This window comes from Rathayibacter sp. AC451, from assembly GCF_979253095.1.
Genome location: NZ_CEEDBD010000001.1, coordinates 1024560 through 1048344 on the forward strand (window position 1 = coordinate 1024560; position 23785 = coordinate 1048344).

The following is a 23785-nucleotide window of genomic DNA, read 5'->3' on the forward strand; positions in this document are numbered from 1 at the left end:
CAGCCTAGGAGTCCGGGCCTGACGGAGCGCCGACCGCTCAGACCTCGCCGAAGCCCGATTCGACGAGGTCGCCGAGCCGGCCCACCGCCTCCTCCGCCTGCGGTCCGGTGGCAGAGATCACGACCTCGTCCCCCCGGTCCAGGCCCAGCGACATCACGCCCAGCAGGCTCGTCGCGTCCTTGCCGTTCGCGTCGATCCGCGCGTCGAAGGTGGTCGCGAGCTTCACGAAGTCGGCCGCCGGGCGGGCGTGCAGCCCGTTGGGATTGACGAGCACCACGCTGCGGCGCACGCCAGCCGCGACGGGCGGCTCCTCGGACGCCGGCGCACCGGCACCGCGGGCCGACTCCGCGGCGCGGACGACCTCCTCGAGCGAGGCTCCCGTCTCCGCCGCCACCGCCGCGGCGACCGCGCCCTCGACGAGCGGAGCGTCGACGAGGCGCACGCGCGCCCGCGCGTCGTCGTCGAGGAACTCCAGAGCCGTCTCGGCCGTCATGATCGCCGAGCCGAGATCGCAGAGCACCACCGCGCCCTCGCCCGAGTCCGCCTCGCCGAGGGCGGTCGAGATGCGATCGAAGCTGGTGCCGATCCCTCCTCGTCCGTGCCGCCGGCGGCGACCAGTGCCACGGACGGCGCCATCTGCTCCGCCAGCTCCACCAGGCCCTCGGCGAGCCGTGCGCTGTGCGAGACGAGGACCAGCCCGACGCTCACGCTGCCGCCTCGGCCGCCGCGCGCAGCAGCAGCACGGTCGAGACGCTTCCCGGGTCGCGGTGACCGACGGCCCGCTCCCCCAGGTAGCTCGCTCGGCCCTTGCGCGCGACGAGCGGATCGGTGGCCTCGGCTCCGGTCTGCGCGGCCTCGGCTGCAGCGGCGAGGACCTCCGCCGGCGCCGCTCCCCCTGCGACCGCGGTCCCTGCCGCCTCGACCGCCGGGATCCACGCGTCGACCATCGTCTTGTCGCCGGCCTCCGCCTTGCCCCGCAGCACGATGCCGTCGCGGGCCGCGGTCAGCAGTGCGACGAGGGCCTCGCCGTCGAGCGACTCCTTCCCGGCGACCGCCGCCGACGCCTTGAGGAACGCCGTGCCGAAGAGCGGGCCGGACGCGCCTCCCACCGTCGAGATCAGCGTCGTCGCCACGAGCTTCAGCACCTCGGCCGGAGTCGACCCGCCGCCCGTCGCCTCGAGCTTCGCGACGACGGCCTGGAAGCCGCGGTCCATGTTCTCGCCGTGGTCGCCGTCGCCGATCGCCCGGTCCAGGGTGATGAGCTCCACCCGGTGCTCCGCGATCGACTGCGCCGCCGCCCGCACCCACCGGGTCGCCCACTCGGCGTCGAGCGCCGTCCGTCCGTCCTGCATCGTTCCCTCTCCTGCGACCGCTCCCGCGGCCGTCGTGTCGTCTGCGTCCCGGGCGCCGTGCGCGTCGATTAGCGTCCCCAGCGCAGCGCGGCGGTCTCGACCGGCGCGTCCCAGAGCTCGGTCATCGCCGCATCCAGCTTCAGCACGCTCAGCGAGAAGCCCTGCATCTCGAGCGAGGTGACGTAGTTCCCGACCAGGCTGCGGGTGACCTCGATGCCCTTCTCGGCGAGCACCTCCGCGGCGCGGCGGTAGGCGATGTAGAGCTCGACCAGGGGCGTTCCGCCCATGCCGTTGACGAAGAGCAGCACGCTGTCGCCGGAGGAGAACGGCAGGTCCTCGAGGATCGGGCCGAGGATGCGGTCGACGATCCGGTCCGCCGGCTCGAGGGCGATCTTCTCGCGGCCGGGCTCGCCGTGGATCCCGATGCCGATCTCGATCTCGTCGTCGCCGAGCTCGAAGCTGGGCTCCCCCGCGTGAGGGACGATCGACGGCGAGAGCGCGACGCCCATCGAGCGGACGTTCGCGTTCACCGCCTCGGCGATCGCGGCGACCGCGTCGAGGGAGTCGCCGCGCTCGGCGGCCGCTCCCACGATCTTCTCGACGAGCACCGTCCCCGCCACCCCGCGGCGCCCTGCCGTGTAGAGCGAGTCCTTGACCGCGACGTCGTCGTCGATGACGACGGAGCGGACCTCGATGCCCTCGGCCTCGGCGAGATCGGCGGCGGTCTCGAAGTTGAGCACGTCCCCCGTGTAGTTCTTCACGAGGTGGAGCACACCCGCTCCGCCGTCGACGGCCTGCGTGGCCGCGACGATCGGATCCGGGGTGGGCGAGGTGAACACCGGCCCCGGCACCGCCGCGTCCAGCATCCCGTGACCGACGAAACCGGCGTGCAGCGGCTCGTGGCCGCTCCCTCCACCGCTGACGATCCCGACCTTGCCCGAGCGCGGTGCGTCGACGCGCACGACGAACAGCGGGTCCGTCTCGACCCGGACGAGATCGGCGTGCGCGAGGCCGAAACCGGCCACGGACTCCGCGACGACGTTCTTGGGGTCGTTGATGAGCTTCTTCATCGAGGTCTCCTCCAGGGTCCGACCACCGCTCGACGTCCGGGGCGATCCGGCTCGGGGTGGATCACGGCCCGCTCCGTCGCGGACAGCACTGCCACGTTACGCCCTGGCACCGCGGAGGCGCAGGCTCCTCGACGCGGGTCGGGGACGCTCAGTCCTCCCGCTGCGTCTCGGCGACCCACGCGTCGAGCTTCGCCGCGGCCGCTCCGGAGTCGACGGCCTCGGCCGCTCGCTCCATCGCGGAGCGGAAGCGCTCCAGGATCGCGGTCTGGATGAGGGACGGGTCGCGGGCCAGGTCGTAGGCGATGAGCCCCGCGGCCGCGTTGAGCAGCACGATGTCCCGGACGGGTCCGCCGTCCCCCGCCAGGACCGAGCGCACCACCTGCGCGTTGTACGCGGCGTCCTTGCCGCGGAGCTGGTCGATGCTCGCCCGGCGCAGCCCGAGGTCGCGGGGGTCGAGGTCGTGCTCGACGACCAGGCCGCGCGACACCTCCCAGATGTGGCTGTGGCCCGTGGTCGTCAGCTCGTCGAGCCCGTCGTCGCCGCGGAAGACGAGCGCCGTCGCGCCGCGGGTCCGGAACACGCCGACGAACAGCGGCACGCGATCCAGGTGGGCGACCCCCACCGCCGAGGCCTCGGGACGCGCCGGGTTGCACAGCGGGCCGAGGAAGTTGAAGACGGTCGGCACTCCGAGCTCGGCCCGCACCGCCCCCGCGTGGCGGAAGCCGGGGTGGAACATCGCGGCGAAGACGAAGGCGATGCCGGTGCGCCGGAACACCTCGGCGACGCGCTCGGGCGGCAGCGTCAGATCCACGCCCAGCGCGGCCAGGACGTCCGAGGACCCGGACGAGGAGGACGCGGCCTTGTTGCCGTGCTTGATCACGGGAGTGCCCGCCGCCGCGGCGATGATCGACGCGGTGGAGGAGATGTTCACGGTGCCGAAGCGGTCGCCGCCCGTCCCGACGATGTCCAGCGCCATCGGATCCACGTCCAGGGGCACCGCGTGCTCGAGGATCGCGTCGCGGAAGCCCACGATCTCGTCGACGGTCTCGCCCTTCGCCCGCAGCGCGATCAGCAGCCCGGCGAGCTGCGCCGGGGTCGCCTCGCCCTGCATCACCCGCTCCATCGCCCACGTCGCCTCCGAGACGCTCAGATCGGAGGAGTCGAGCAGAGAGCTGAGAAGACGCGGCCAGGACAGGGTTTCCGACATGGCACTCAGATTATCCGGGTAGGAACGCCGTACGGGAAGTGCGAATCACCCCTCCGGCCATCGTCCATAATGGTCTGTGTGACGAGCAGCACTCTTACCCCCACGGCCACCGCGCCCGTAGTGAACCGACCCAACCCGGTCGCGGTCGGAACGATCGTCTGGCTGGGCAGCGAGGTCATGTTCTTCGCGGGCCTGTTCGCGATCTACTTCACCCTGCGCAGCACCTCCCCGGAGCTGTGGGAGGCCGAGACGAGCATCCTCAACGTGCCGTTCGCGAGCGTCAACACGGTGATCCTGGTCGCCTCCTCGTTCACGTGCCAGTTCGGCGTGTTCGCGGCCGAGCGACTGCAGGCGCGCTCCACCGGGCTCAGCCCGTTCAAGTGGGGCATGGTCGAGTGGTTCTTCCTCACCTACGCCCTCGGCGCGATCTTCGTCTGCGGCCAGGTCTTCGAGTACGCGACCCTCGTCTCCGAGGGCGTCAGCCTCTCGAGCAACGCCTACGGCTCCGCGTTCTACCTGACCACCGGCTTCCACGCCCTGCACGTCACCGGCGGGCTCATCGCCTTCCTCCTCGTCATCGGCCGCGCGTTCGCGGTCAAGAACTTCGGTCACAAGGAGGCGACGAGCGCCATCGTCGTCTCGTACTACTGGCACTTCGTCGACGTCGTCTGGGTCGGCCTCTTCGTGGTCATCTACTTCCTGAAGTGATGCGTGCCGCTCCGATGAACTCCTCCACCCCCGACCCCCGCAGGAAGGTTGCCTCGATGGCCTCCCCGAAGACGAAGAGCCGTGCCAAGAAGGGTCGCCGTCACCCTCTCGCCACGCTGGCCCTGATCGCCATCGGCCTCGGTCTCACCGGCGGCACCTACGCGGCCGTCGGAGTCGCCACCTCGGCCTCCGCCGAGACCTCGGCGAACAGCCAGCAGACGATCGACGAGGGCTCGAAGCTCTTCGCCGCGAACTGCGCCACCTGCCACGGCCTCGACGCCGCCGGCACCGACAACGCTCCGTCGCTCATCGGCGTCGGAGCCGCCTCCGTCGACTTCCAGGTCGGCACCGGCCGCATGCCGATGCAGATGCACGGCCCGCAGGCGCTCGAGAAGCCTGTCCAGTTCACCGACGAGCAAGTCGCCGAGCTGGCCGCGTACGTCGCGTCCCTCGCTCCCGGACCCGCCATCCCGACCGGCGAGGTCCTCGACGGCCAGGGCGACACCGCCAACGGCGCCGAGCTCTTCCGCATCAACTGCGCCATGTGCCACAACGTCGCCGGAGCCGGCGGTGCGCTGACCGAGGGCAAGTTCGCTCCCCCGCTCGGCGGCGTCACCGAGGCGCACATCTACGAGGCGATGGTCACCGGCCCGCAGAACATGCCGGTCTTCAACGACCTGAACATCTCGCCCGAGGACAAGCGCGACATCATCTCGTACCTCAAGTACCTCGAGGCGAACCCGTCCCCGGGCGGATTCGCGCTCGGCTCCCTCGGGCCGGTCGCGGAGGGCCTCTTCCTCTGGATCTTCGGCCTCGGCGCGATCGTCGCGCTCACGGTGTGGATCACCGCCCGCTCGAACTAGTAGACATCAGCGCCCTGACGGGCGTGACAACCCCCACGGCCCCGTACGGAGCCGATAGGCGTGAAAAGGAGAACCATGGCAGAGCACGATGAGGGTGGCACGGACCTCGCCACCTCGTCGGCCACCGGGCACGGTTCGGCTCCGGCCGGCACCGCGGTCGTCACGCGGGGCCGGGTCCAGGACCCGGGCCTCCCGCCGCACCGCCCCCGGATGACCGATCTCGACCCCAAGGTCGAGAAGCGTGCCGAGCGCACGGTGTACACGCTCTTCTACCTCTCCTTCGCGGGATCCCTGTTCGCGGTCGCCGCGTACATGGCCTTCCCCATCACGGAGGAGATCGAGTCCGTCCGCCTGAACACGCTGTTCATCGGACTGGGCATGTCCCTCGCCCTCCTCGCGATCGGCATCGCGGCTGTCCACTGGGGCAAGCAGCTGATGTCGGACCACGAGGGCATCGACATCCGCCACCCGGTCCGCTCCTCCGAGGACACCCGCGCGCGTGCGCTCGAGATCTTCGACCAGTCCGACAAGGAGTCCGGCTTCGGTCGGCGCTCGGTCATCCGCAACAGCCTGATCGCGTCGCTCGTCGTGTTCCCGCTGCCCGCGGTCATCCTGTTCCGCGGCCTCGGCCCGCAGGACCAGAACCCCGTCGCACTCCTCAAGACCACCATGTGGAAGGAGGGCACCCGGCTCACGCTGGACCCCTCCGGTGCCCCGATCCTCGCGTCGGACGTCACCCTGGGCTCCGCCTTCCACGTGATCCCCGAAGGCCTCGACCAGGTCGAGGGCAAGCTCGAGGAGAAGGCCAAGGCCTCCGTCCTCCTGATGCGCCTGAAGCCCGAGGACCTCGTCGTCAGTGAGGGTCGCGAGACCTGGAACTACGACGGAATCGTCGCCTATTCGAAGATCTGCACGCACGTCGGCTGCCCTGTGGCGCTGTACGAGCAGCAGACCCACCACCTGCTGTGCCCGTGCCACCAGTCGCAGTTCGACATCAAGCACGAGGCTGCCGTCATCTTCGGCCCGGCGAAGCGCCCGCTTCCGCAGCTGCCCATCACCATCGACGACGAGGGCTACCTGGTCGCGCAGAGCGACTTCACGGAGCCCGTCGGACCGTCCTTCTGGGAGCGATGACTCACATGTCCACCACCACACCGTCACGACCCGCGTCGTCGCCCCAGGGCGACGGCAACGGCGTCATCCTCGGCAGCGGCAAGCTTCAGAAGGGCTACGTCGGAGCCGCATCGAACTACATCGACGAGCGCACGAGCATCTCGGCCGTCGTCAAGGAGTTCGGCCGCAAGATCTTCCCCGACCACTGGTCCTTCCTCCTCGGCGAGGTCGCGCTCTACAGCTTCGTCATCATCCTGCTGTCGGGCACCTTCCTCACGTTCTTCTTCCAGGCCTCCATGGTCGAGACGCACTATGAGGGCAGCTACCTGCCGATGAAGGGCATCGAGATGTCCGCGGCGATGGCCTCGTCGCTCGACATCTCGTTCGACATCCGCGGCGGCCTGCTGATGCGCCAGATCCACCACTGGGCGGCACTGCTGTTCGTGGCCTCGATCGGCCTGCACATGCTCCGCATCTTCTTCACCGGTGCGTTCCGCAAGCCGCGCGAGCTCAACTGGGTCATCGGCTTCGTCCTCTTCATCCTCGCGATGGCCGAGGGCTTCACCGGTTACTCGCTCCCCGACGACCTGCTCTCGGGCAACGGCCTCCGCATCATCGACGGCATGGTCAAGGGCATCCCGATCGTGGGCACCTGGATCTCGTTCCTGCTCTTCGGCGGCGAGTTCCCGGGCACCGACATCGTCGGCCGCCTGTACACCCTGCACATCCTGCTCCTGCCGGCGCTGGTGCTCGCGTTCATCGCGCTGCACCTCGTGTTCGTGGTCGTCCACAAGCACACCCAGTTCCCCGGTGCGGGCAAGACCGAGCAGAACGTCGTCGGCTACCCGGTCCTCCCGGTGTACGCCGCCAAGGCCGGTGGGTTCTTCTTCATCGTCTTCGGTGTCGTCGTCCTCATCGCGTCGCTGTTCACGATCAACCCGATCTGGAACTACGGCCCCTACGACCCCTCGCCCGTGTCCGCAGGCACCCAGCCCGACTGGTACATCGGCTTCGCGGACGGCGCGCTGCGCCTCGTTCCGCCGGGACTCGAGTGGGCCATCCCGGGCATCGGCACGCTGTCGTTCAACATCCTCATCCCGCTCGTCGGCCTGGGTCTGTTCATCGTCGCGGTCATGCTGTACCCGTTCCTCGAGGCCTGGATCACCGGTGACAAGCGCGAGCACCACCTGCTCGACCGCCCGCGCAACGCCGCCACCCGCACCGCGATCGGCGCCGCCGGAGTCACGTTCTACGCCGTCCTCTGGGCCGCGGCGTCCTCCGACATCATCGCCACGCACTTCCACCTCACGATGGAAGGCGTCATCCACGCCCTGCAGTTCAGCCTGATCGCCGGCCCCTTCATCGCGTACTTCATCACGAAGCGCATCTGCCTCGCCCTGCAGAAGAAGGACCGCGAGATCGCTCTGCACGGCTTCGAGTCCGGCCGCATCGTCCGCCTCCCCGGCGGTGAGTTCATCGAGGTGCACCAGCAGCTCGACGAGTACGAGCGCTGGAAGCTGGTCAGCCAGGACGAGTACGAGCCGCTGATGATCCGCCCGGACTCGCGTGGTCGCATCACCGCCCCGCAGCGCGTCCGTGCCGGCCTCTCCCGCTGGTTCTTCGAGGACCGCATCACCCCCGTCACCCAGAAGGAGCTCGAGAGCTCGCACAGCGAGCACTGACCTCCTTCCCCGAAGGGCCCGGACGATCCGTCGTCCGGGCCCTTCGTCGTCCCCGGGCTGGTCCTCCGCGCTCACCGCTGCCTGGTCACGATCGACCCCAGAACGAGCGGCGCATCCTCCTCGTCACGGCGCCGGTTCCGTCCTGCGAGGACGCGACGGGTTCGTGAGGAGGACCGCGGCCCCCGTTCTCACGTCGTCGGGCCGCGCCGAGGCGGCAGCGGCGGCCGAGCGCCCCGCGTGTCGACGATGTCGACGTCGGCGCAGTCGACGCGCAGCTCGAGGTCGGAGTGCGCGACGGGAGGAGGAACGGGCTGCGCAGTTCGGGCCCCTCGCCCCCTCGCATCTCCCCCGGCGCCTTCCCGTGCGACCCGTCACCGAAGACGGTCATGCACTGGAACGAGTGCAGCTTCGCTGCAGCTACTCCGGATCCTCGCGGTCACGAACCGGCTGGTCCTGCCACGACACCTCCGACAGGCACGAGCGGAGAGTCCGGCTCACGTGAAGACCCATCAGATCAGCGACGTCGCCCTCGCGCCGGAGCGGGTTCCGAGCCGCCCTGCCGCCGGCCGACAGCAGGGTCGTGCTCGTCCGAGCCGTTCGCAGCGAGAACGGGGAAACGCGCGAGAGATCGACGTCGGAGCCTTGGTCGCGGCCGTCGAGCGAAGTCAGGGCCGGGACGACGAGTCTGCTCAGGAAGGCAGGCGCTGAGTCGAGCTCTCCCGACTCCGGGTCCTGCATTTCCGATCCGGTCCGGGGCTTCGAGGACGCCGCCGTCAAGTGCAACGGATCGCCCCGCTTCGTATCGGGCCCTCGAAGGCAACTGAAGCCTGTCGGACGTCCCTTCGCCCCACCCGACCGCACCCGCACACGGCGGCCGTCGAGGCGCCACAGGAGCCGTTCCTCGGGCTGTGGCCCCCTGCGTCCGGGGCCGCCCCTCCCCGTCGTGCTGCGACCGACAGCCCGCGCTCGTACGCAGTGGTGATCGCACGCCGCAGGCCGCCCTGGAACGCGCGCAGACGACGCTCAGCGCAGCAGAGGGCCGGGTGCCGTGGGCTGTCGCCCACCGCACCCGGCCCTCTGCCGGAGTCCTCCGCCTAGCGCGCGAAGTATCCGCGGTAGTACTCGTACACCCAGCCCGTGATCGAGATCAGGAAGATCCCGGCCGCGATGTAGGTGATCCAGATGCCGACGGCGAGGCCGAGGAAGGCGAGCGCCGCAGCGCCGGCCAGGATCAACGGCCACCAGCTCCAGGGGCTGAAGAAGCCCAGCTCGGGGTCCCCGTCGTCGATGTCGGCGTCGAGGCGGTCCTCGGGCAGCTCGGCGCCCTGCGCCTTGTGCACCCGGCCGACGTAGAACGCGATGAACGCGCCCAGCACGGCCGAGAGGAAGATGCCGACGGTGCCGACCCACTCCACCTGCTCGGTGTCGATGAGGGACCACGTCGTGTAGGCGACGCCCGCGAGGAGGAAGAAGCCGGCCAGGAGCCAGAACAGATTGACGTTGGCGCGCATGGCCCTACTTCACCGTGCCTTCGGACTTGTCGTATGTGGGGGCGTCCGGAGCGTCCTTCGCCGGACCGATTCCGACGGGGATGCCGGCCTCGGGGTGGTTCAGGTCGAAGGCCGGAGCCTCGCTGCGGATGCGCGGGATGGACGTGAAGTTGTGACGGGGCGGCGGGCAGGAGGTCGCCCACTCGAGTGACCGCGAGAAGCCCCACGGGTCGTTCACGGTGACCTTCGGCGCCTTGCGAGCCGTGATGTACACGTTGAGGAAGAACGGGATCAGCGAGACCGCGAGGATCATCGCTCCGACCGTCGACAACTGGTTCATCCAGGTGAAGCCGTCCTCGGGGAGGTAGCTCGCGTAGCGGCGGGGCATGCCCACGACGCCGAGCCAGTGCTGGATGAGGAAGGTGGTGTGGAAGCCGATGAACAGCAGCCAGAAGTGCCACTTGCCCAGCGTCTCGTTGAGCATCTTGCCGGTCCACTTGGGCCACCAGAAGTAGAAGCCCGAGAACATCGCGAAGACGACGGTGCCGAACACCACGTAGTGGAAGTGCGCCACGACGAAGTACGAGTCCGAGACGTGGAAGTCGAGCGGAGGCGAGGCCAGGATGACGCCCGTGAGCCCGCCGAAGGTGAAGGTGATCAGGAAGCCGATCGCCCAGATCATCGGGGTCTCGAAGGTGACCGACCCGCGCCACATGGTGCCGATCCAGTTGAAGATCTTCACGCCGGTCGGAACCGCGATGAGCATCGTCATCAGCGAGAAGAACGGCAGCAGGACGGAGCCGGTGACGTACATGTGGTGCGCCCATACGGTCACGGACAGCGCTGCGATCGCGATGGTCGCGTAGATCAGCGTCTTGTAGCCGAAGATCGGCTTGCGGCTGAACACCGGGAAGACCTCGGAGACGATGCCGAAGAACGGCAGCGCGATGATGTACACCTCGGGGTGGCCGAAGAACCAGAAGAGGTGCTGCCAGAGCAGGACGCCGCCGTTGGCCGCGTCGTAGATGTGCGCGTCGAACACGCGGTCGGCGCCGAGCGCGAACATGGCCGCGGCGAGGACAGGGAAGGCCAGCAGCACGAGGATCGACGTCACGAGGATGTTCCACGTGAAGATCGGCATGCGGAACATGGTCATGCCCGGTGCGCGCATCGTGATGATCGTCGTGATGAAGTTCACCGCGCCGAGGATCGTGCCGAAGCCGGAGAGGCCGAGTCCGAAGACCCACAGATTGCCGCCGAGCCCTGGCGAGAACGTCGTGCTCGAGAGTGGCGCGTAGGCGAACCATCCGAACGACGCGGCGCCCTGGGGGGTGACGAAGCCGGCGACGGCGATCAGCGAGCCGAAGCTGTAGAGCCAGTAGGCGAACGCGTTGAGCCGCGGGAACGCGACGTCGGGTGCGCCGATCTGCAGCGGCATGAGGACGTTGGCGAAGCCGGCGAAGAGCGGCGTCGCGAACATCAGCAGCATGATCGTGCCGTGCATCGTGAAGAGCTGGTTGTACTGCTCGCGCGTCTCGACGACGGCCAGACCCGGCTCGAACAGCTGGGCGCGGATGACGAGGGCCATCACTCCCGCGATGCAGAAGTAGATGAACGAGGTGATCAGGTACATGTACCCGATGACCTTGTGGTCGGTGGACGTCATCCAGCGAACGAGGACGTTCGCCTTGCGCTCGACGGGGGGTGTTCCGAAGGTGCGGGACGACGGGGCGGGTGCGGTGGCGGTGCTCATGCTCCCCTACTCCTCGTTCTCGGTGCGGACCGGCGCACCGGTTCCGGGAAGGTTGCTGTTGCGGTCGTACTCGGCGCCCAGCTGGCCGGTCTGGCCCGCGTCGCGGAGCGACTGGATGTAGTCGTCGTAGGTGTCGCGATCAACGACCTCGACGTTGAAGAGCATCGCGGAGTGGTACTCGCCGCAGAGCTCGGCGCACTTGCCGGCGTACGTGCCCTCCTTGAGCGGCGTGACGTACATGTAGTTCGTCTTGCCGGGGATCATGTCCTTCTTGTAGAGGAAGTCCACGACCCAGAACGAGTGGATCACGTCGCGCGCGTCGAGCTGGATCTTGATCTTCTCGCCCACGGGCAGGTACAGCGTCGGCACCTCGGACTCGACGAGCGAGCCGTTCGCGTCGCCGTCGGCACCCTCGTACTGGCCCTGGATGCCCGCCGAGTAGACGTCCTCGTCGACGTAGTTGAAGTCCCACGCCCACTGCTTGCCGTAGACCTGGATGGTCTCGTCGGGGTTCTCGTAGGGCTCCTCGATCGCGGCCTGGTCGCGCGCCGTGAAGGCGAAGAAGCCGATCACCAGGATCAGCGGCACGATCGTGTAGAAGATCTCGATCGGCATGTTGTAGCGCAGCTGCACCGGGAGGCCCGTCTGGCCCTTGCGGCGGCGGTACACGACGACGGCCCAGATCGTGAGCCCCCACGTGACGACGCCGACGGCGAGGAGGACGATCCAGGAGGTGACCCAGAGTCCGATGACCCGGTCGACGTGGTTCGTCGTCCCGGGTTCGGTGGGGAGCCAGCCTTGGAGCTGCTCCTGCGTGCAGCCCGCGAGAACGAGGGCGAGGGCTCCTGCAACGGGTGCAGCGACCCATCTGCGGATTCGGCGATTGAAGCGCACCGGTGACCTTTCGGAAGACTGGGGACCAGTTCACACGAAACTGTATTAGACCGGCTCCAGCCTACCTTCCCCCCGGCGGCCGGAGTGCACGGGACACCGCTCTTGACCTCCGGGCCCGACGGTGCGACGGACGACGAACGGCGCCCGACGAGCCGCAGATGCAAGCCGTCGGACGCCGTCCGGAGGAGCGGGAGCGGCGTGTCGCCGCTCGAGCGTCAGTGGAAGCTGTCGCCGCAGGCGCAGCTGCCGCCCGCGTTGGGGTTGTCGATGGTGAAGCCCTGCTTCTGGATGGTGTCCTCGAAGTCGATGGAGGCGCCATCGAGGTAGGGGACGCTCATCTTGTCGACGACGAGGCCGACTCCCTCGAACTCGACCGCCGCGTCGCCCTCGAGGGTGCGCTCGTCGAAGTAGAGCTGGTAGATGAGGCCGGAGCAGCCGCCGGGCTGCACGGCGACGCGCAGGCGCAGGTCGTCGCGACCCTCCTGCTCGAGGAGGCTCTTCACCTTGGCGGCGGCGACGGGGGTCATCGAGACGCCGTGCGCCGCGGTCGTCTGGTCGACGGTCAGTGTCGTGTCGGACATGTCACTCCTCGAGAGGTCGGTGCGTGATGGACGGCGTGATGCCTGTCGATTCTACGGGGGCAACCGCTAGGTGCGGCCGGGTATTCCGGATCCACCCGCGGTCAGTCCCGGTGGGCGGCGGCGCGCAGGAGGAAGAGCGCCTCCGTCTGAGCCGCGCGCTTGAAGACGCCGAGGTGCAGCGACTCGTTCGGACTGTGCGCGCGGGAGTCCGGGTCCTCGACGCCGGTCACCAGGATCTGGGCGGCGGGGAACTCGCGCACGAGGTCGGCGATGAAGGGGATGCTGCCTCCCGCGCTGGTCTCGAGCGCCGCACGGCCCCACGCGTCGGCCATCGCCTCCTTGACCAGGCCCACCGCCCAGCCCGAGGTGTCGACGAGGAAGGGCTCCCCCGTGTCGACGTCCTCGATGGCGAGGTGCGCACCGAACGGGGCGTGGGCGCGCAGGTGCCGCTCGAGCGCCGTGAAGCCCTCCGGCGCCTCCTGTCCGGGCGCGATCCTGGCGCTGATCTTCACGCGCACCGACGGGCTCAGGGTGTTCGACGCGTCGACGACGCTCGGCGCGTCGATGCCGGTCACGGTGATCGACGGCTTCGACCAGATCCGCGAGAGGAAGGGTCCGCAGCCGATCGGCGAGACGCCGTCGAGCAGGCCCGCATCGCGCCGGAGCTCGTCCTCGCTGATCTCGGGGACGGCGCCGTCGTGCTCGCGCAGCCCCTCGACGGCGACGGAGCCGTCCTCGTTCCAGAGCGTGGACAGCAGGCGCACCGTCGCGAGCATCGCGTCCGGGACGGCGCCGCCGAGCATCCCGGAGTGCGAGGCGTGCTCGAGTGTGCTCACGGTGAGCGTGAAAGTGACGTTCCCGCGGAGGCCGACGGTCAGCGACGGAGTGTCGACGTCCCAGTTGTCGCTGTCGGCGACCACGATCACGTCCGCGCGCAGGGCGTCGTGGTGCTCGCGGAGGAACGTCGGGAACGAGCGGGAGCCGAACTCCTCCTCGCCCTCGATGAAGAGCACGAGGCCGAGGTCGTGGCCGTCGCCCGCCACCTCGCGCAGCGCGCGCACGGCGGCGAGGTGCGACACCACTCCGGCCTTGTCGTCGGCGGCACCGCGCCCGTAGAGCCGGTCGCCGCGGACGGTCGGCTCGAAGGGCGGCGTCTGCCACGCCGACTCCGCGCCCTGGGGCTGCACGTCGTGGTGCGCGTAGAGGAGGACGGTCGGAGCGCCGTTGCGGGCGGCGCGCGTCGCGAGCACCGCCGGCTGCCCGAGGACGCCGGAGTCGCCGATGGTGGAGCGGCGGATGGAGACGTCCTCGAAGGCGCCGGTCTCCCGGGCGAGCTCGGCGATCGCCTCGGCGCTCGCGGCCACCCGCGTCGCGTCGAAGCCGTCCCACGAGACGGAGGGGATGCGCACCAGGCGGCCGAGCTCGGCGAGCGAGCGGGGCAGGTCGTCGCGGACCGCGGCCAGGACCGCATCCTCGGCTGCTGGGAGAGTGGACGTCGGAGTCGGAGCGTCGTGAGCCATGCGGGTAATCTTCAAGAGACCCTCGATTCCAAGGACGTTCACCGTGGCCAAGCACCCGATCGCAACCGACACGCCAGACGACGCCGACTCCGCGCCGGCGACCGGCAAGGGGCGGCCGACGCCCACCCGGCGCGAGCGGGAGCTCGCCAACCAGCGGCCGCTCGTGACGACCGACCGCAAGCAGGCCGCGCGCGACGCCCGCGAGAAGGCCGCCGTGGCCCGCGAGCAGGCCCGCATCGGACTTGCCGCGGGAGACCAGCGCTACCTCCCGCTGCGCGACAAGGGTCCGCAGCGCAAGTTCGTCCGCGACTACGTGGACGCGCGCTACAGCCTCGGCGAGTTCCTCATCCCCGTGATGGTCGTGGTGCTGCTGCTCAGCTTCTTCCCGCAGCCCGAGCTTCAGTACGTGACCCTGATCGTGCTCTGGGCTTTCTTCGTCGTGGCGGTCATCGACTGCCTCCTGCTGGGCCTGCGCCTGCGCAAGAAGCTGGGCGAGCGCTTCGGCACCGACAAGGTCGAGAAGGGCATCCGCTGGTACGCCGCGATGCGCGCCCTCCAGCTGCGCGTCATGCGCCTCCCCAAGCCCCAGGTGAAGCGCGGGGCGTTCCCGGAGTGAGCGCGTAGCGCGGTCCTGTGCTCGATCGCTCGGCCTCCGGCCTCGTCGCGGTCGGCTGAGTAGGAAGTCGCGTCTGATGGAGCGACCTGCGTCCGACCAGGTCGATCCGCTGACACACGGATCGACCGTTCGTCGCTCCGCGCCCGGCCGGTCGGCCCGCCGACGCTCGGGACGTCCCTCGCGTCGGCGATCTCCGCAGATCAAAACGGCGTCCTACGCCCCTCAGGCATCTCCTTGCCGGAACGGGTTCGCCGAGCTACCGCCCGCGGCTCGGGTGCTCCAGGGCGCGTCCCGGAGAGCGTCCCGCTGCGGAGCAAGGCGAGCGCCTCTCACCCCGCGACGACCCGCCGGGTCGAGCACACGCCCAGCCGGAACGCTGCGGAGCCGCCGCCGCAGGTCCGGTGCTCGGCCTCCCGGCCCGGTGATGCCCTCGAGGCGAACCGTTGATTCGCGTGCGAGCGGATCGTCGCAGCCGAACGCGAGCACACCCCGCAATCGCGGCTCAGGACCGATTGATCGCCCGGGCCCAGAGGGGGCCCTCGTAGATGAAGGCCGTGTAGCCCTGGACCAGCGTGGCGCCGGCGGCGAGGCGCTCCCGCACGTCGGCTGCGGTTTCGACGCCGCCGACCGAGATGACGCAGAACGATTCGGGGACGACTCCTCGGATCACTCGGAGGACGGCGAGCGAGCGCGCGGCCAGTGGCGCGCCCGACAGGCCGCCCGCACCGGCGGCGTCGACGACGGAGGCGGTCGTCTCGAGGCCGTCCCGCGAAAGCGTCGTGTTCGTGGCGATGAGGCCGTCGAGCCCGAGGCGCACGGCCAGCTCCGCGACGCGGACGACCTCGTCATCGGACAGGTCCGGGGCGATCTTCACGAGCAGCGGAGTCGCGTCGGCCGCGTCCTTCACCGCGGCGAGCAGGGGTTCGAGCTTGTCGATCTCCTGCAGGCCGCGGAGCCCGGGGGTGTTGGGCGAGCTGACGTTGACGACCAGGTAGTCGGCCAGCGGCGCGAGCATCCGCGCACTGACCAGGTAGTCCTCGACGGCGTCGTCGACGCTGACCACGCGGCTCTTGCCGATGTTGACGCCGATGACGGGGCGTCCGCCCACGCCTCGGAGGCGGGCGAGCCGACCGGCGGCCGCGCGCGCTCCGCTGTTGTTGAAGCCCATACGGTTGATCAGCGCGCGATCCGCGACGAGGCGGAACAGGCGCGGCCGGTCGTTGCCCGGCTGCGGACGCGCGGTCAGCGTGCCGACCTCGACGTGCCCGAATCCGAGGGCTCCGAGCCCGAGGACGGCGGTCGCGTCCTTGTCGAAGCCTGCGGCCACTCCGAACGGGGTGGCGAACCGCAGTCCGAGCGTCTCGACCGAGCGGTCCTCCTTCGGCAGCGTGAAGCGCCGGACGACGGGGGCGACGATCCCCAGCGCCCGGATGACCGGGAAGGCGAGGTGGTGCGCGCGCTCGGGGTCGAGGCGGCGCAGGACGGTCCTGAACAGGACCGGGTAGATCGCGGGCATCAGAGCTCGCCTCCCTGCACGGCCTCGGTGCGCTCGGCACGCAGGAGGGTGATGGCCGATTCGAAGTCGTCGAGCGAGTCGAACGCCTGGTAGACGCTCGCGAAGCGGAGGTAGGCCACCTCGTCGAGCTCGCGCAGCGGCGCCAGGATCGCGAGGCCGATGTCGTTCGCGTCGATCTGCGACGCTCCCGTCGAGCGGATGCTCTCCTCCACGCGCTGAGCGAGCACCGCGAGGTCGGAGTCCGTCACGGGGCGGCCCTGGCAGGCCTTGCGCACTCCGCTGACGATCTTCTCGCGGCTGAACGGCTCCACGACTCCGCTGCGCTTGATCACGACGAGGCTGGCGGTCTCGGTCGTCGAGAAGCGGCGGCCACAGGAAGGGCACTGCCGGCGGCGCCGGATCGAGAGGCCGTCGTCGCTGGTGCGGGAGTCGATCACCCGGGAGTCGGGGTGCCGGCAGAACGGGCAGAACATCGGGAGGTGCCTCTCGGTCAGGCGAAGCGCGCGTCGACGGCGTCGCCGTGCGCGGGGAGCGCCTCGGCGTCGCTGAGCGCGCGGATGTGCGGGGCGACGCGCTCGAGAGCGGCGCGGTCGTAGCTGATGAGCTGCTGCGGGCGCAGGAACGTGTAGGCGCCGAGCCCGGAGGAGAAGCGCGCCTGACCCAGGGTCGGCAGCACGTGGTTCGACCCGGCCAGGTAGTCGCCGAGGCTGACCGGCGAGGTCGGCCCGAGGAAGATCGCGCCCGCGTCGCGGATGCGGACGGCGGTGGCGGCGGGGTCGGCGGTGTGCAGCTCGAGGTGCTCGGGGCCGTAGGCGTCGCTGAAGGCGCAGGCGGTCTCGAGGTCGTCGACGATCACGAGGGCCGATTGAGGCCCGTCGAGGGCGATCGCCACGCGCGCGGAGTGCGTGGTCGACGCCGACTGCCGCTCGATCTCCGCGCCGACCGCGCGGGCCAGCTCGGCGTCGTCGGTGACCAGGACGGCCGAGGCGGCCTCGTCGTGCTCGGCCTGGCTGACCAGGTCGGCGGCGATCAGGCGGGGATCCGCCGTGGAGTCGGCGATGACGAGGATCTCCGTCGGACCGGCCTCGGAGTCGATCCCGACCTGTCCGAGCACCTGCCGCTTCGCGGTCGTGACCCAGATGTTGCCGGGGCCGGTGATCATGCCCACCGGCTCGAGGCCGATCGACTCGACGCCGTAGGCCAGGGCGGCGACCGCGCCCGCGCCTCCTGCGGCGTACACCTCGTCGATGCCCAGCAGGCCCGCGGCCGCGAGGATCGTCGGGTGGACCGCTCCGCCGAACGCCTTCTGCGGCGGAGAGACGATAGCGATGGACTCGACGCCCGCGATCTGCGCGGGCACGGCGTTCATGACGACGCTCGACGGGTACACCGCCTTGCCGCCGGGGACGTAGAGGCCTGCGCGGGCGATCGGGGTCCAGCGCTGGACGACGGTCGCCCCGTCGTCGAGGACGGTGGTGCGCTCGGGCGGGATCTGCGCCGCGCTCGCCCGGCGCACGCGCGAGATCGCCTCGTCGAGGGCGGAGCGGATCGCGGGATCGAGGTCGCGGACGGCGGCCGCGATCTGCTCTGCCGGCACGCGCAGGTGCGGTGGACGGACTCCGTCGAGGCGCTCGGACTGGTCGAGGAGCGCCTCAGCGCCGCGCGCCCGGACGTCGGCTATCAGATCGGCGACGACCGGACCGACGTCGGCGGAGGTGCCCGGGTTGCGCGGCACGAGGGCGAGCAGCTCGGCGGCGGAGGGACGACGGCCGCGGAGGTCGAGAGTCTGGATCATGGCCGCCCCAGTCTACCGGCCGCCCTCCCCGCCCTCCGGCGCCGCCGGCGTGCGGGAGCGCTCCGAGGACCGCGGCCCGCCGCCCGGGACGTCAAACGCAGCACCTCGGCCAGGAGCGGAACTCGATCGCCATCGCGGCCGACGTGCGTCGCCGGCCGATGTCCCGTCGATTGTGGTTCGCTCCGAGCCTGCTCCGCCATCTGGCGGGCTACACCGGATCCGCTCCGCGGGTGCAGGGGTCTCGATACGCCGCTCCGCGGCTACTCGACCAGCAGAGAGCCGCCACTACCCCAGAAGGGAGCCGCTGTCTCCACCCCAGGGTCGGTGAGGGAACCCGCGCCGCCGCAGGCGCGCCTCCCCTCCTGGCGCCCTCTCCGAGGCGAACCGCCGATCCGCGTCCCAGCGGATCGCCGTAGCCGAACGCACCCCGCTCCCCGGACCGCACCCCGTCGCGAAGCCGACCGCGCGAAGCCGGGCGAGGACCGGCTTCGTATTCAATACAAGCAGTTCGGCCCGAGCAGCGACTTGAGCTCGCCGAAGAGGTCGGGCGTGATCCGCACCGGGAACGGCACCTCGAACACGCGCGCCGTGTCGCCCTTGATCAGCTTCAGTCGCACCTCGGTCGCCCCGGAGTGGCGGATGAGCACGTCGCTGAGCTGCGAGACCGTGTCCGTCGTCGCCCGGGCCTCGGGCATCGAGACGGTCAGGGGTCCGGAGTCGCCGTCCTGGCTCATCTCGGGGGCGAAGAGGCTGAACGCGTGCAGGTTCATGCCGTCGTCGCGCATGCTCACCCGTCCCCGCACGACCACGATGGAGTCGTTGGTGAGGGCGGGCGCGAACTCCTGGTACGCCTTGCCCATGAACATGCAGGTGATCTCGCCGCCGAAGTCCTCGACCTGGATCATGCCGTACTGGTTGCCCGAGGTCTTCGCCATGCGGTGCTGGACGCTGGTGACCAAACCGGCCACGACGACGGTCTCGCCGTCGCCGATCGTCTCCGAGACGAGGAGGTCGGCGATCGTGGTGCTGTAGTGCTTCGCGAGCTCCGTCTCGAGGCCGGCGAGCGGGTGGTCAGAGACGTAGAGGCCGAGCATGTCGCGCTCGAAGGCGAGCTTGTCGCGCTTGGCCCACTCGGGCCGCTCCGGCACCTGGATCGCGGCCTGCGGCTCGTCCCAGAGGCTGTCGAAGTCGAAGCCGACCTGGCCGTTCGCCTCGTTCCGCTTCTCCCCCACTGCGGCCTCGACGGCGTCCTCGTGGATCTCGACGAGCGCACGACGGGTGGACCCGAGCGAGTCGAACGCGCCGGCCTTGATCAGCGACTCGATGGTGCGCTTGTTGGTCGCCTGCATCGGCACCTTGCGGAGGAAGTCGTGGAAGGTCTCGAACCGGCCCTTCTCCTCCCGGGCCGCGCGGATGCCCTCGACCACGTTCGTGCCGACGTTGCGGACGGCGCCGAGCCCGAATCGGATGTCCGTCCCGACGGCGGTGAAGAAGCCGATCGACTCGTTGACGTCCGGCGGGAGCACCTTGATGCCCATCCGCCGGCACTCGTTCAGGTAGGCGGCCATCTTGTCCTTGGAGTCGCCGACGCTCGTGAGCAGCGCCGCCATGTACTCCGCGGGGTAGTGCGCCTTGAGGTAGGCCGTCCAGTACGAGACCACCCCGTACGCCGCCGAGTGCGCCTTGTTGAAGGCGTAGTCCGAGAACGGCAGCAGGATGTCCCACAGCGTCTTGACGGCCTCCATCGAGTAGCCGTTGGCGATCATCCCGCCCGAGAAGCCCTCGAACTGCTTGTCCAGCTCGGACTTCTTCTTCTTGCCCATCGCGCGTCGGAGCAGGTCCGCCTGAGCGAGCGTGAAGCCGGCGAGCTTCTGCGCGATCGACATCACCTGCTCCTGGTACACGATCAGTCCGTACGTGCCGCCGAGCACCTCGGCCAGCGGCTCCTCCAGCTCGGGGTGGATCGGCGTGATCGGCTGCACGCCGTTCTTGCGCAGTGCGTAGTTCGTGTGGGAGTCCGCGCCCATCGGGCCCGGCCGGTACAGGGCGAGGACGGCCGAGATGTCCTCGAAGTTGTCGGGCTTCATCAGGCGCAGGAGCCCGCGCATCGGCCCGCCGTCGAGCTGGAACACGCCGAGGGTGTCGCCCCGGGCGAGCAGTTCGTACGCCGCCGGGTCGTCGAGCTCGAGGTCCTCGAGCACGAGGTCCTGCCCGCGGTTGGCGCGGATGTTGTCGAGCGCGTCGTCGATGATCGTGAGGTTGCGCAGCCCCAGGAAGTCCATCTTGATCAGGCCGAGCGACTCGCACGCGGGGTAGTCGAACTGCGTGACGATCTGGCCGTCCTGCTCCCGCTTCATGATCGGGATGATGTCGAGCAGCGGGTCGCTCGACATGATGACGCCGGCCGCGTGCACGCCCCACTGGCGCTTCAGGTTCTCGAGCCCGAGCGCCGTCTCGAAGACGAGCTTCGCCTGCGGGTCCTCGGCGATGACGTTCCGGACGTCGAGCGCCTCCTTGTACCGGGCGTGCTCGGGGTCGTTGATCCCGCTGAGCGGGATGTCCTTGCCCATGATCGCCGGCGGCATCGCCTTGGTCAGCTTCTCGCCCATCCCGAAGGGGAAGCCGAGGACGCGGGAGGCGTCCTTCAGGGCCTGCTTGGCCTTGATCGTGCCGTAGGTGACGATCTGCGCCACGCGCTCGTCGCCGTACTTCTCGGTGACGTACCGGATGACCTCGCCGCGTCGACGGTCGTCGAAGTCGACGTCGAAGTCGGGCATGGAGACGCGGTCCGGGTTCAGGAACCGCTCGAAGATGAGGCCGTGGCGCAGCGGATCGAGGTCGGTGATCTTCATCGCGTACGCGGCCATCGAGCCCGCGCCGGATCCACGGCCGGGGCCCACGCGGATCCCGTTGCGCTTGGACCAGTTGATGAAGTCGGCGACGACGAGGAAGTAGCCCGGGAAGCCCATCTGCAGGATGACCTGCGTCTCGTAGTCGGCCCGCGCGCGCACCTCGTCCGAGATCCCGTCGGGGTAGCGCTCGCGCAGCCCCGCCTCGACCTCCTTCACGAACCAGGTGTCCTCGGTCTCGCCCTCCGGCACCGGGAAGCGCGGCATGTAGTTCGCGCTGGTGTCGAACTGCACGTCGCAGCGCTCGGCGATCAGGAGGGTGTTGTCGCACGCCTCCGGGTGGTCGCGGAAGACCTGGCGCATCTCGCGCGGCGACTTGAGGTAGAACTCGTCGGCGTCGAACTTGAAGCGCTTGGGGTCGTCCAGCGTCGTGCCCGACTGCACGCAGAGCAGCGCCGCGTGCGAGGTCGCGTCGTGCGCGTGGGTGTAGTGCAGGTCGTTCGTGGCGACGAGGGGCAGGTCGAGGTCCTTCGCGAGCCTGATCACGTCGCCGATGACGCGGCGCTCGATGTCGAGACCGTGGTCCATGATCTCGGCGAAGAAGTTCTCCTTGCCGAAGATGTCGCGGTAGTCGGCGGCCGCCTGGCGGGCTTCCTTGTACTGCCCCAGCCGCAGGCGCGTCTGCACCTCGCCGCTCGGGCAGCCGGTCGTGCCGATGAGGCCCTCGGAGTACTGCGAGAGGATCTCGCGGTCCATGCGCGGCTTGAAGTAGTAGCCCTCGATCGACGCCCTCGACGACAGCCGGAACAGGTTGTGCATGCCCGTGGTCGTCGAGCTGAGGAGCGTCATGTGCGTGTAGGCACCCGAGCCGGACACGTCGTCGCCGCCGCCGTCGCCCCAGCGGATCCGGGTCTTGTCCGAGCGGTGCGTGCCCGGCGTCAGGTACGCCTCCGTGCCGATGATCGGCTTGATCCCCGCGGCCGTCGCCGTGCGCCAGAAGTCGAAGGCACCGAACACGTTGCCGTGGTCGGTGACGGCGATCGCGGGCATCCCCTCCTCGACGGCGGCGTCGATGAGCGGTTTCACCCGCGCGGCACCGTCGAGCATCGAGTACTCGCTGTGCACGTGGAGGTGGACGAAGGAATCGTTACTCGGCAAGGATGCGCCTCCGACGGACTGCGAGCGAGGGGACCGGGGACCCGGGGAGGGTCGTGAACGACCGCGGTGGAAAAGTCTAACCGCGCGAGCGCGGCAGGACGGCGGGGAGCGACGGATCGCTCCCTCCGCTCACTCGCCGCGCAGCACCGCGAGCGCGTGGGCGAGGTCGTCCGGGTAGGACGCCTCGAACTCGACCCACTCCCCCGTGCCCGGATGGGCGAAGCCGAGGCGCACCGCGTCGAGCCACTGCCGGGTGAGACCCAGCCGAGCCGACAGCGTCGGATCGGCGCCGTACATCGCGTCGCCGACGCAGGGGTGGCGCTGAGCGGCCATGTGCACCCGGATCTGGTGGGTGCGACCGGTCTCGAGATGGATCTCGAGCAGGGAGGCGAATGGGAAGGCCTCGATGGTCTCGTAGTGGGTCACGGAGGGCTTGCCGTCGGACCGGACCGCGAACTTCCAGTCCGACGAGGGATGACGCCCCAGGGGGGCGTCGATCGTGCCGGCCAGCGGATCCGGGTGGCCCTGCACGACCGCGTGGTACACCTTCTCGACCGTGCGGTCGTGGAAGGCGCGCTTGAGGTGCGTGTACGCCCGCTCGGACTTCGCGACCACCATGAGACCGCTGGTGCCGGCATCGAGGCGGTGCACGATGCCCGCGCGCTCGGCGGCTCCGGAGGTGGAGACCGTGAAGCCCGCTGCGGCGAGGGCGCCGAGCACTGTGGGCCCCTCCCAGCCGACGGCGGGATGCGCGGCCACTCCGACCGGCTTGTCGATGACGACGATGTCGTCGTCGTCGTGGACGATGCCGAGGTCGGGCACGGCGATCGGGACGATGCGCGGCTCCTCACGGGGAGACCACTCGACCGTGAGCCAGGAGCCGGCGACGACGCGGTCGCTCTTGTCGAGCACGCGGCCGTCGGCGCTCACTCCCCCGGCCTCGGCGACGTCGGCCGCGAAGGTGCGGGAGAAGCCGAGGAGCTTGGCGACGGCCGCGTCCGTGCGCAGGCCGTCGAGCCCGTCGGGGACGGGCAGCGAGCGGGACTGCACCATCAGGCGCCGGTCCGCGGCTCGGAGTCGTGCACGGCGGGCTCCGCGGCCTCGGCGTTCGCCGCCGCCTCGCTCGCCTTCGTCGTGCGCGTGCCGTCGACGTTCACCCCGCGCAGGCTCAGGACGACGAAGATCGCCATCGCCGAGCAGATCGCGATGTCGGCGATGTTGTAGATCGCCGGCAGGAGCCACGGCGTGTACAGGAAGTCGACGACGTGCCCGAGGCCGAAGGACGGTTCGCGGAACAGCCGGTCGAACAGGTTGCCCAGCGTCCCGCCGAGCAGGAGGCCGAAGAACAGGGCCCACGCGGAGGAGCGGATGCGGCGGGCGAACCAGATGACGGCGACGACCACGCATGCCGCGATGATCGAGAAGATCCAGGTCGAGCCGCTGGCCAGCGAGAACGCGGCGCCGGGGTTCTTGACGTAGTGGAGGATCAGCACGTCTCCGAGGACGCGGACGTCCTCGCCGAGGGTGAGGTTCGTCGTGACCAGGTGCTTCGCGATCTGATCGATCGCGAACACCGCGAGCGCAACGAGGCCGAGGGTGACGAGCACCCTCGGCCTGA

19 protein-coding genes and 1 pseudogene are annotated in these 23785 nt (G+C 69.9%); 5 read left to right on the top strand and 15 right to left on the bottom strand.

The window, feature by feature from the left end:
* Positions 1-37: 37 nt before the first annotated feature.
* The 4 genes and pseudogenes from dhaM to trpD all read right to left on the bottom strand — a co-directional run bounded on the left by dhaM (position 38) and on the right by trpD (position 3629).
* Positions 38-708, bottom strand: a pseudogene (gene dhaM, locus AC0CID_RS04860) (dihydroxyacetone kinase phosphoryl donor subunit DhaM).
* Positions 705-1352, bottom strand: coding sequence for a dihydroxyacetone kinase subunit DhaL (dhaL, locus tag AC0CID_RS04865; RefSeq protein ID WP_207405015.1), 648 nt, complete (start codon positions 1350-1352; stop codon positions 705-707). Before dhaL ends, dhaM begins: the two are co-directional and overlap by 4 nt.
* A 68-nt stretch (positions 1353-1420) precedes the next feature.
* Entirely contained in the window at positions 1421-2422 is a 1002-nt protein-coding gene (dhaK, locus tag AC0CID_RS04870; RefSeq protein WP_465225953.1) for a dihydroxyacetone kinase subunit DhaK, read from the bottom strand.
* Between the two features lie 148 nt (positions 2423-2570).
* Entirely contained in the window at positions 2571-3629 is a 1059-nt protein-coding gene (gene trpD, locus AC0CID_RS04875; protein ID WP_465225954.1) for an anthranilate phosphoribosyltransferase, read from the bottom strand.
* 69 nt (positions 3630-3698) lie between these two features.
* On the opposite strand from trpD, the gene ctaE reads away from it, so the two are divergent.
* From ctaE to qcrB, 4 genes are all read left to right on the top strand, one after another.
* Positions 3699-4337, top strand: coding sequence for an aa3-type cytochrome oxidase subunit III (gene ctaE / locus AC0CID_RS04880; protein ID WP_251942728.1), 639 nt, complete (start codon positions 3699-3701; stop codon positions 4335-4337).
* 56 nt (positions 4338-4393) lie between these two features.
* Positions 4394-5200 (top strand): cytochrome bc1 complex diheme cytochrome c subunit, encoded by an 807-nt coding sequence (qcrC, locus tag AC0CID_RS04885; protein WP_207405023.1) that lies wholly within the window; start codon positions 4394-4396, stop codon positions 5198-5200.
* Between the two features lie 75 nt (positions 5201-5275).
* On the top strand, positions 5276-6334 hold the full coding sequence (gene qcrA / locus AC0CID_RS04890; RefSeq protein WP_207405026.1) for a cytochrome bc1 complex Rieske iron-sulfur subunit: 1059 nt from the start codon (positions 5276-5278) through the stop codon (positions 6332-6334).
* A gap of 5 nt (positions 6335-6339) precedes the next feature.
* The gene (gene qcrB / locus AC0CID_RS04895) at positions 6340-7995 is read left to right on the top strand and encodes a cytochrome bc1 complex cytochrome b subunit (protein ID WP_465225955.1); all 1656 of its coding nucleotides are present in this window, start codon (positions 6340-6342) and stop codon (positions 7993-7995) included.
* Between the two features lie 1094 nt (positions 7996-9089).
* Here the strand turns inward: qcrB and AC0CID_RS04900 are convergent.
* The 5 genes from AC0CID_RS04900 to AC0CID_RS04920 all read right to left on the bottom strand — a co-directional run bounded on the left by AC0CID_RS04900 (position 9090) and on the right by AC0CID_RS04920 (position 14233).
* Complete coding sequence (locus AC0CID_RS04900; RefSeq protein WP_207405031.1) at positions 9090-9506, bottom strand: cytochrome c oxidase subunit 4; 417 nt, start codon at positions 9504-9506, stop codon at positions 9090-9092.
* A gap of 4 nt (positions 9507-9510) precedes the next feature.
* Positions 9511-11238 carry an aa3-type cytochrome oxidase subunit I gene (gene ctaD / locus AC0CID_RS04905; RefSeq protein WP_207405033.1) on the bottom strand — a complete coding sequence of 576 codons (1728 nt, stop codon included), beginning with the start codon at positions 11236-11238 and terminating at the stop codon, positions 9511-9513.
* Positions 11239-11244: 6 nt separating this feature from the next.
* A complete protein-coding gene (gene ctaC / locus AC0CID_RS04910; protein ID WP_207405035.1) occupies positions 11245-12132 on the bottom strand; it encodes an aa3-type cytochrome oxidase subunit II in 888 nt (295 codons plus the stop codon).
* 215 nt (positions 12133-12347) lie between these two features.
* Entirely contained in the window at positions 12348-12713 is a 366-nt protein-coding gene (gene erpA, locus AC0CID_RS04915; protein WP_207405037.1) for an iron-sulfur cluster insertion protein ErpA, read from the bottom strand.
* Positions 12714-12814: 101 nt separating this feature from the next.
* Positions 12815-14233 carry a M20/M25/M40 family metallo-hydrolase gene (locus AC0CID_RS04920; protein WP_465225956.1) on the bottom strand — a complete coding sequence of 473 codons (1419 nt, stop codon included), beginning with the start codon at positions 14231-14233 and terminating at the stop codon, positions 12815-12817.
* 43 nt (positions 14234-14276) lie between these two features.
* Between AC0CID_RS04920 and AC0CID_RS04925 the strand changes: the two genes are divergently transcribed.
* Positions 14277-14849: a DUF3043 domain-containing protein gene (locus tag AC0CID_RS04925; protein ID WP_465225957.1), complete on the top strand. Its 573-nt coding sequence runs from the start codon at positions 14277-14279 to the stop codon at positions 14847-14849.
* Between the two features lie 502 nt (positions 14850-15351).
* On the opposite strand, the gene AC0CID_RS04930 is transcribed toward AC0CID_RS04925, so the two are convergent.
* The 6 genes from AC0CID_RS04930 to lspA all read right to left on the bottom strand — a co-directional run bounded on the left by AC0CID_RS04930 (position 15352) and on the right by lspA (position 23774).
* The gene (locus AC0CID_RS04930) at positions 15352-16356 is read right to left on the bottom strand and encodes a quinone-dependent dihydroorotate dehydrogenase (protein ID WP_465228050.1); all 1005 of its coding nucleotides are present in this window, start codon (positions 16354-16356) and stop codon (positions 15352-15354) included.
* Positions 16357-16364: 8 nt separating this feature from the next.
* Positions 16365-16838 (bottom strand): transcriptional regulator NrdR, encoded by a 474-nt coding sequence (nrdR, locus tag AC0CID_RS04935; protein ID WP_207405041.1) that lies wholly within the window; start codon positions 16836-16838, stop codon positions 16365-16367.
* Positions 16839-16855: 17 nt separating this feature from the next.
* Positions 16856-18160, bottom strand: a complete 1305-nt coding sequence (gene hisD, locus AC0CID_RS04940) for a histidinol dehydrogenase (RefSeq protein ID WP_465225958.1) — start codon at positions 18158-18160, stop codon at positions 16856-16858.
* Between the two features lie 494 nt (positions 18161-18654).
* Positions 18655-22116 (bottom strand): DNA polymerase III subunit alpha, encoded by a 3462-nt coding sequence (gene dnaE / locus AC0CID_RS04945; RefSeq protein ID WP_251948340.1) that lies wholly within the window; start codon positions 22114-22116, stop codon positions 18655-18657.
* Between the two features lie 180 nt (positions 22117-22296).
* Positions 22297-23217, bottom strand: coding sequence for an RluA family pseudouridine synthase (locus tag AC0CID_RS04950; protein WP_465228051.1), 921 nt, complete (start codon positions 23215-23217; stop codon positions 22297-22299).
* 2 nt (positions 23218-23219) lie between these two features.
* A complete protein-coding gene (gene lspA, locus AC0CID_RS04955) occupies positions 23220-23774 on the bottom strand; it encodes a signal peptidase II (protein ID WP_465225959.1) in 555 nt (184 codons plus the stop codon).
* Positions 23775-23785 lie beyond the last annotated feature (11 nt).

What these genes read in the sequence shown, in the direction of transcription:
- dhaL (WP_207405015.1), bottom strand. Translation starts at nt 1,352, where the DNA reads ATGCAGGACGGACGGACGGCGCTCGACGCCGAGTGGGCGACCCGGTGG.
- dhaK (WP_465225953.1), bottom strand. Translation starts at nt 2,422, where the DNA reads ATGAAGAAGCTCATCAACGACCCCAAGAACGTCGTCGCGGAGTCCGTG.
- trpD (WP_465225954.1), bottom strand. Translation starts at nt 3,629, where the DNA reads ATGTCGGAAACCCTGTCCTGGCCGCGTCTTCTCAGCTCTCTGCTCGAC.
- ctaE (WP_251942728.1), top strand. Translation starts at nt 3,699, where the DNA reads ATGGTCTGTGTGACGAGCAGCACTCTTACCCCCACGGCCACCGCGCCC.
- qcrC (WP_207405023.1), top strand. Translation starts at nt 4,394, where the DNA reads ATGGCCTCCCCGAAGACGAAGAGCCGTGCCAAGAAGGGTCGCCGTCAC.
- qcrA (WP_207405026.1), top strand. Translation starts at nt 5,276, where the DNA reads ATGGCAGAGCACGATGAGGGTGGCACGGACCTCGCCACCTCGTCGGCC.
- qcrB (WP_465225955.1), top strand. Translation starts at nt 6,340, where the DNA reads ATGTCCACCACCACACCGTCACGACCCGCGTCGTCGCCCCAGGGCGAC.
- AC0CID_RS04900 (WP_207405031.1), bottom strand. Translation starts at nt 9,506, where the DNA reads ATGCGCGCCAACGTCAATCTGTTCTGGCTCCTGGCCGGCTTCTTCCTC.
- ctaD (WP_207405033.1), bottom strand. Translation starts at nt 11,238, where the DNA reads ATGAGCACCGCCACCGCACCCGCCCCGTCGTCCCGCACCTTCGGAACA.
- erpA (WP_207405037.1), bottom strand. Translation starts at nt 12,713, where the DNA reads ATGTCCGACACGACACTGACCGTCGACCAGACGACCGCGGCGCACGGC.
- AC0CID_RS04920 (WP_465225956.1), bottom strand. Translation starts at nt 14,233, where the DNA reads ATGGCTCACGACGCTCCGACTCCGACGTCCACTCTCCCAGCAGCCGAG.
- nrdR (WP_207405041.1), bottom strand. Translation starts at nt 16,838, where the DNA reads ATGTTCTGCCCGTTCTGCCGGCACCCCGACTCCCGGGTGATCGACTCC.
- hisD (WP_465225958.1), bottom strand. Translation starts at nt 18,160, where the DNA reads ATGATCCAGACTCTCGACCTCCGCGGCCGTCGTCCCTCCGCCGCCGAG.
- dnaE (WP_251948340.1), bottom strand. Translation starts at nt 22,116, where the DNA reads ATGCTCGACGGTGCCGCGCGGGTGAAACCGCTCATCGACGCCGCCGTC.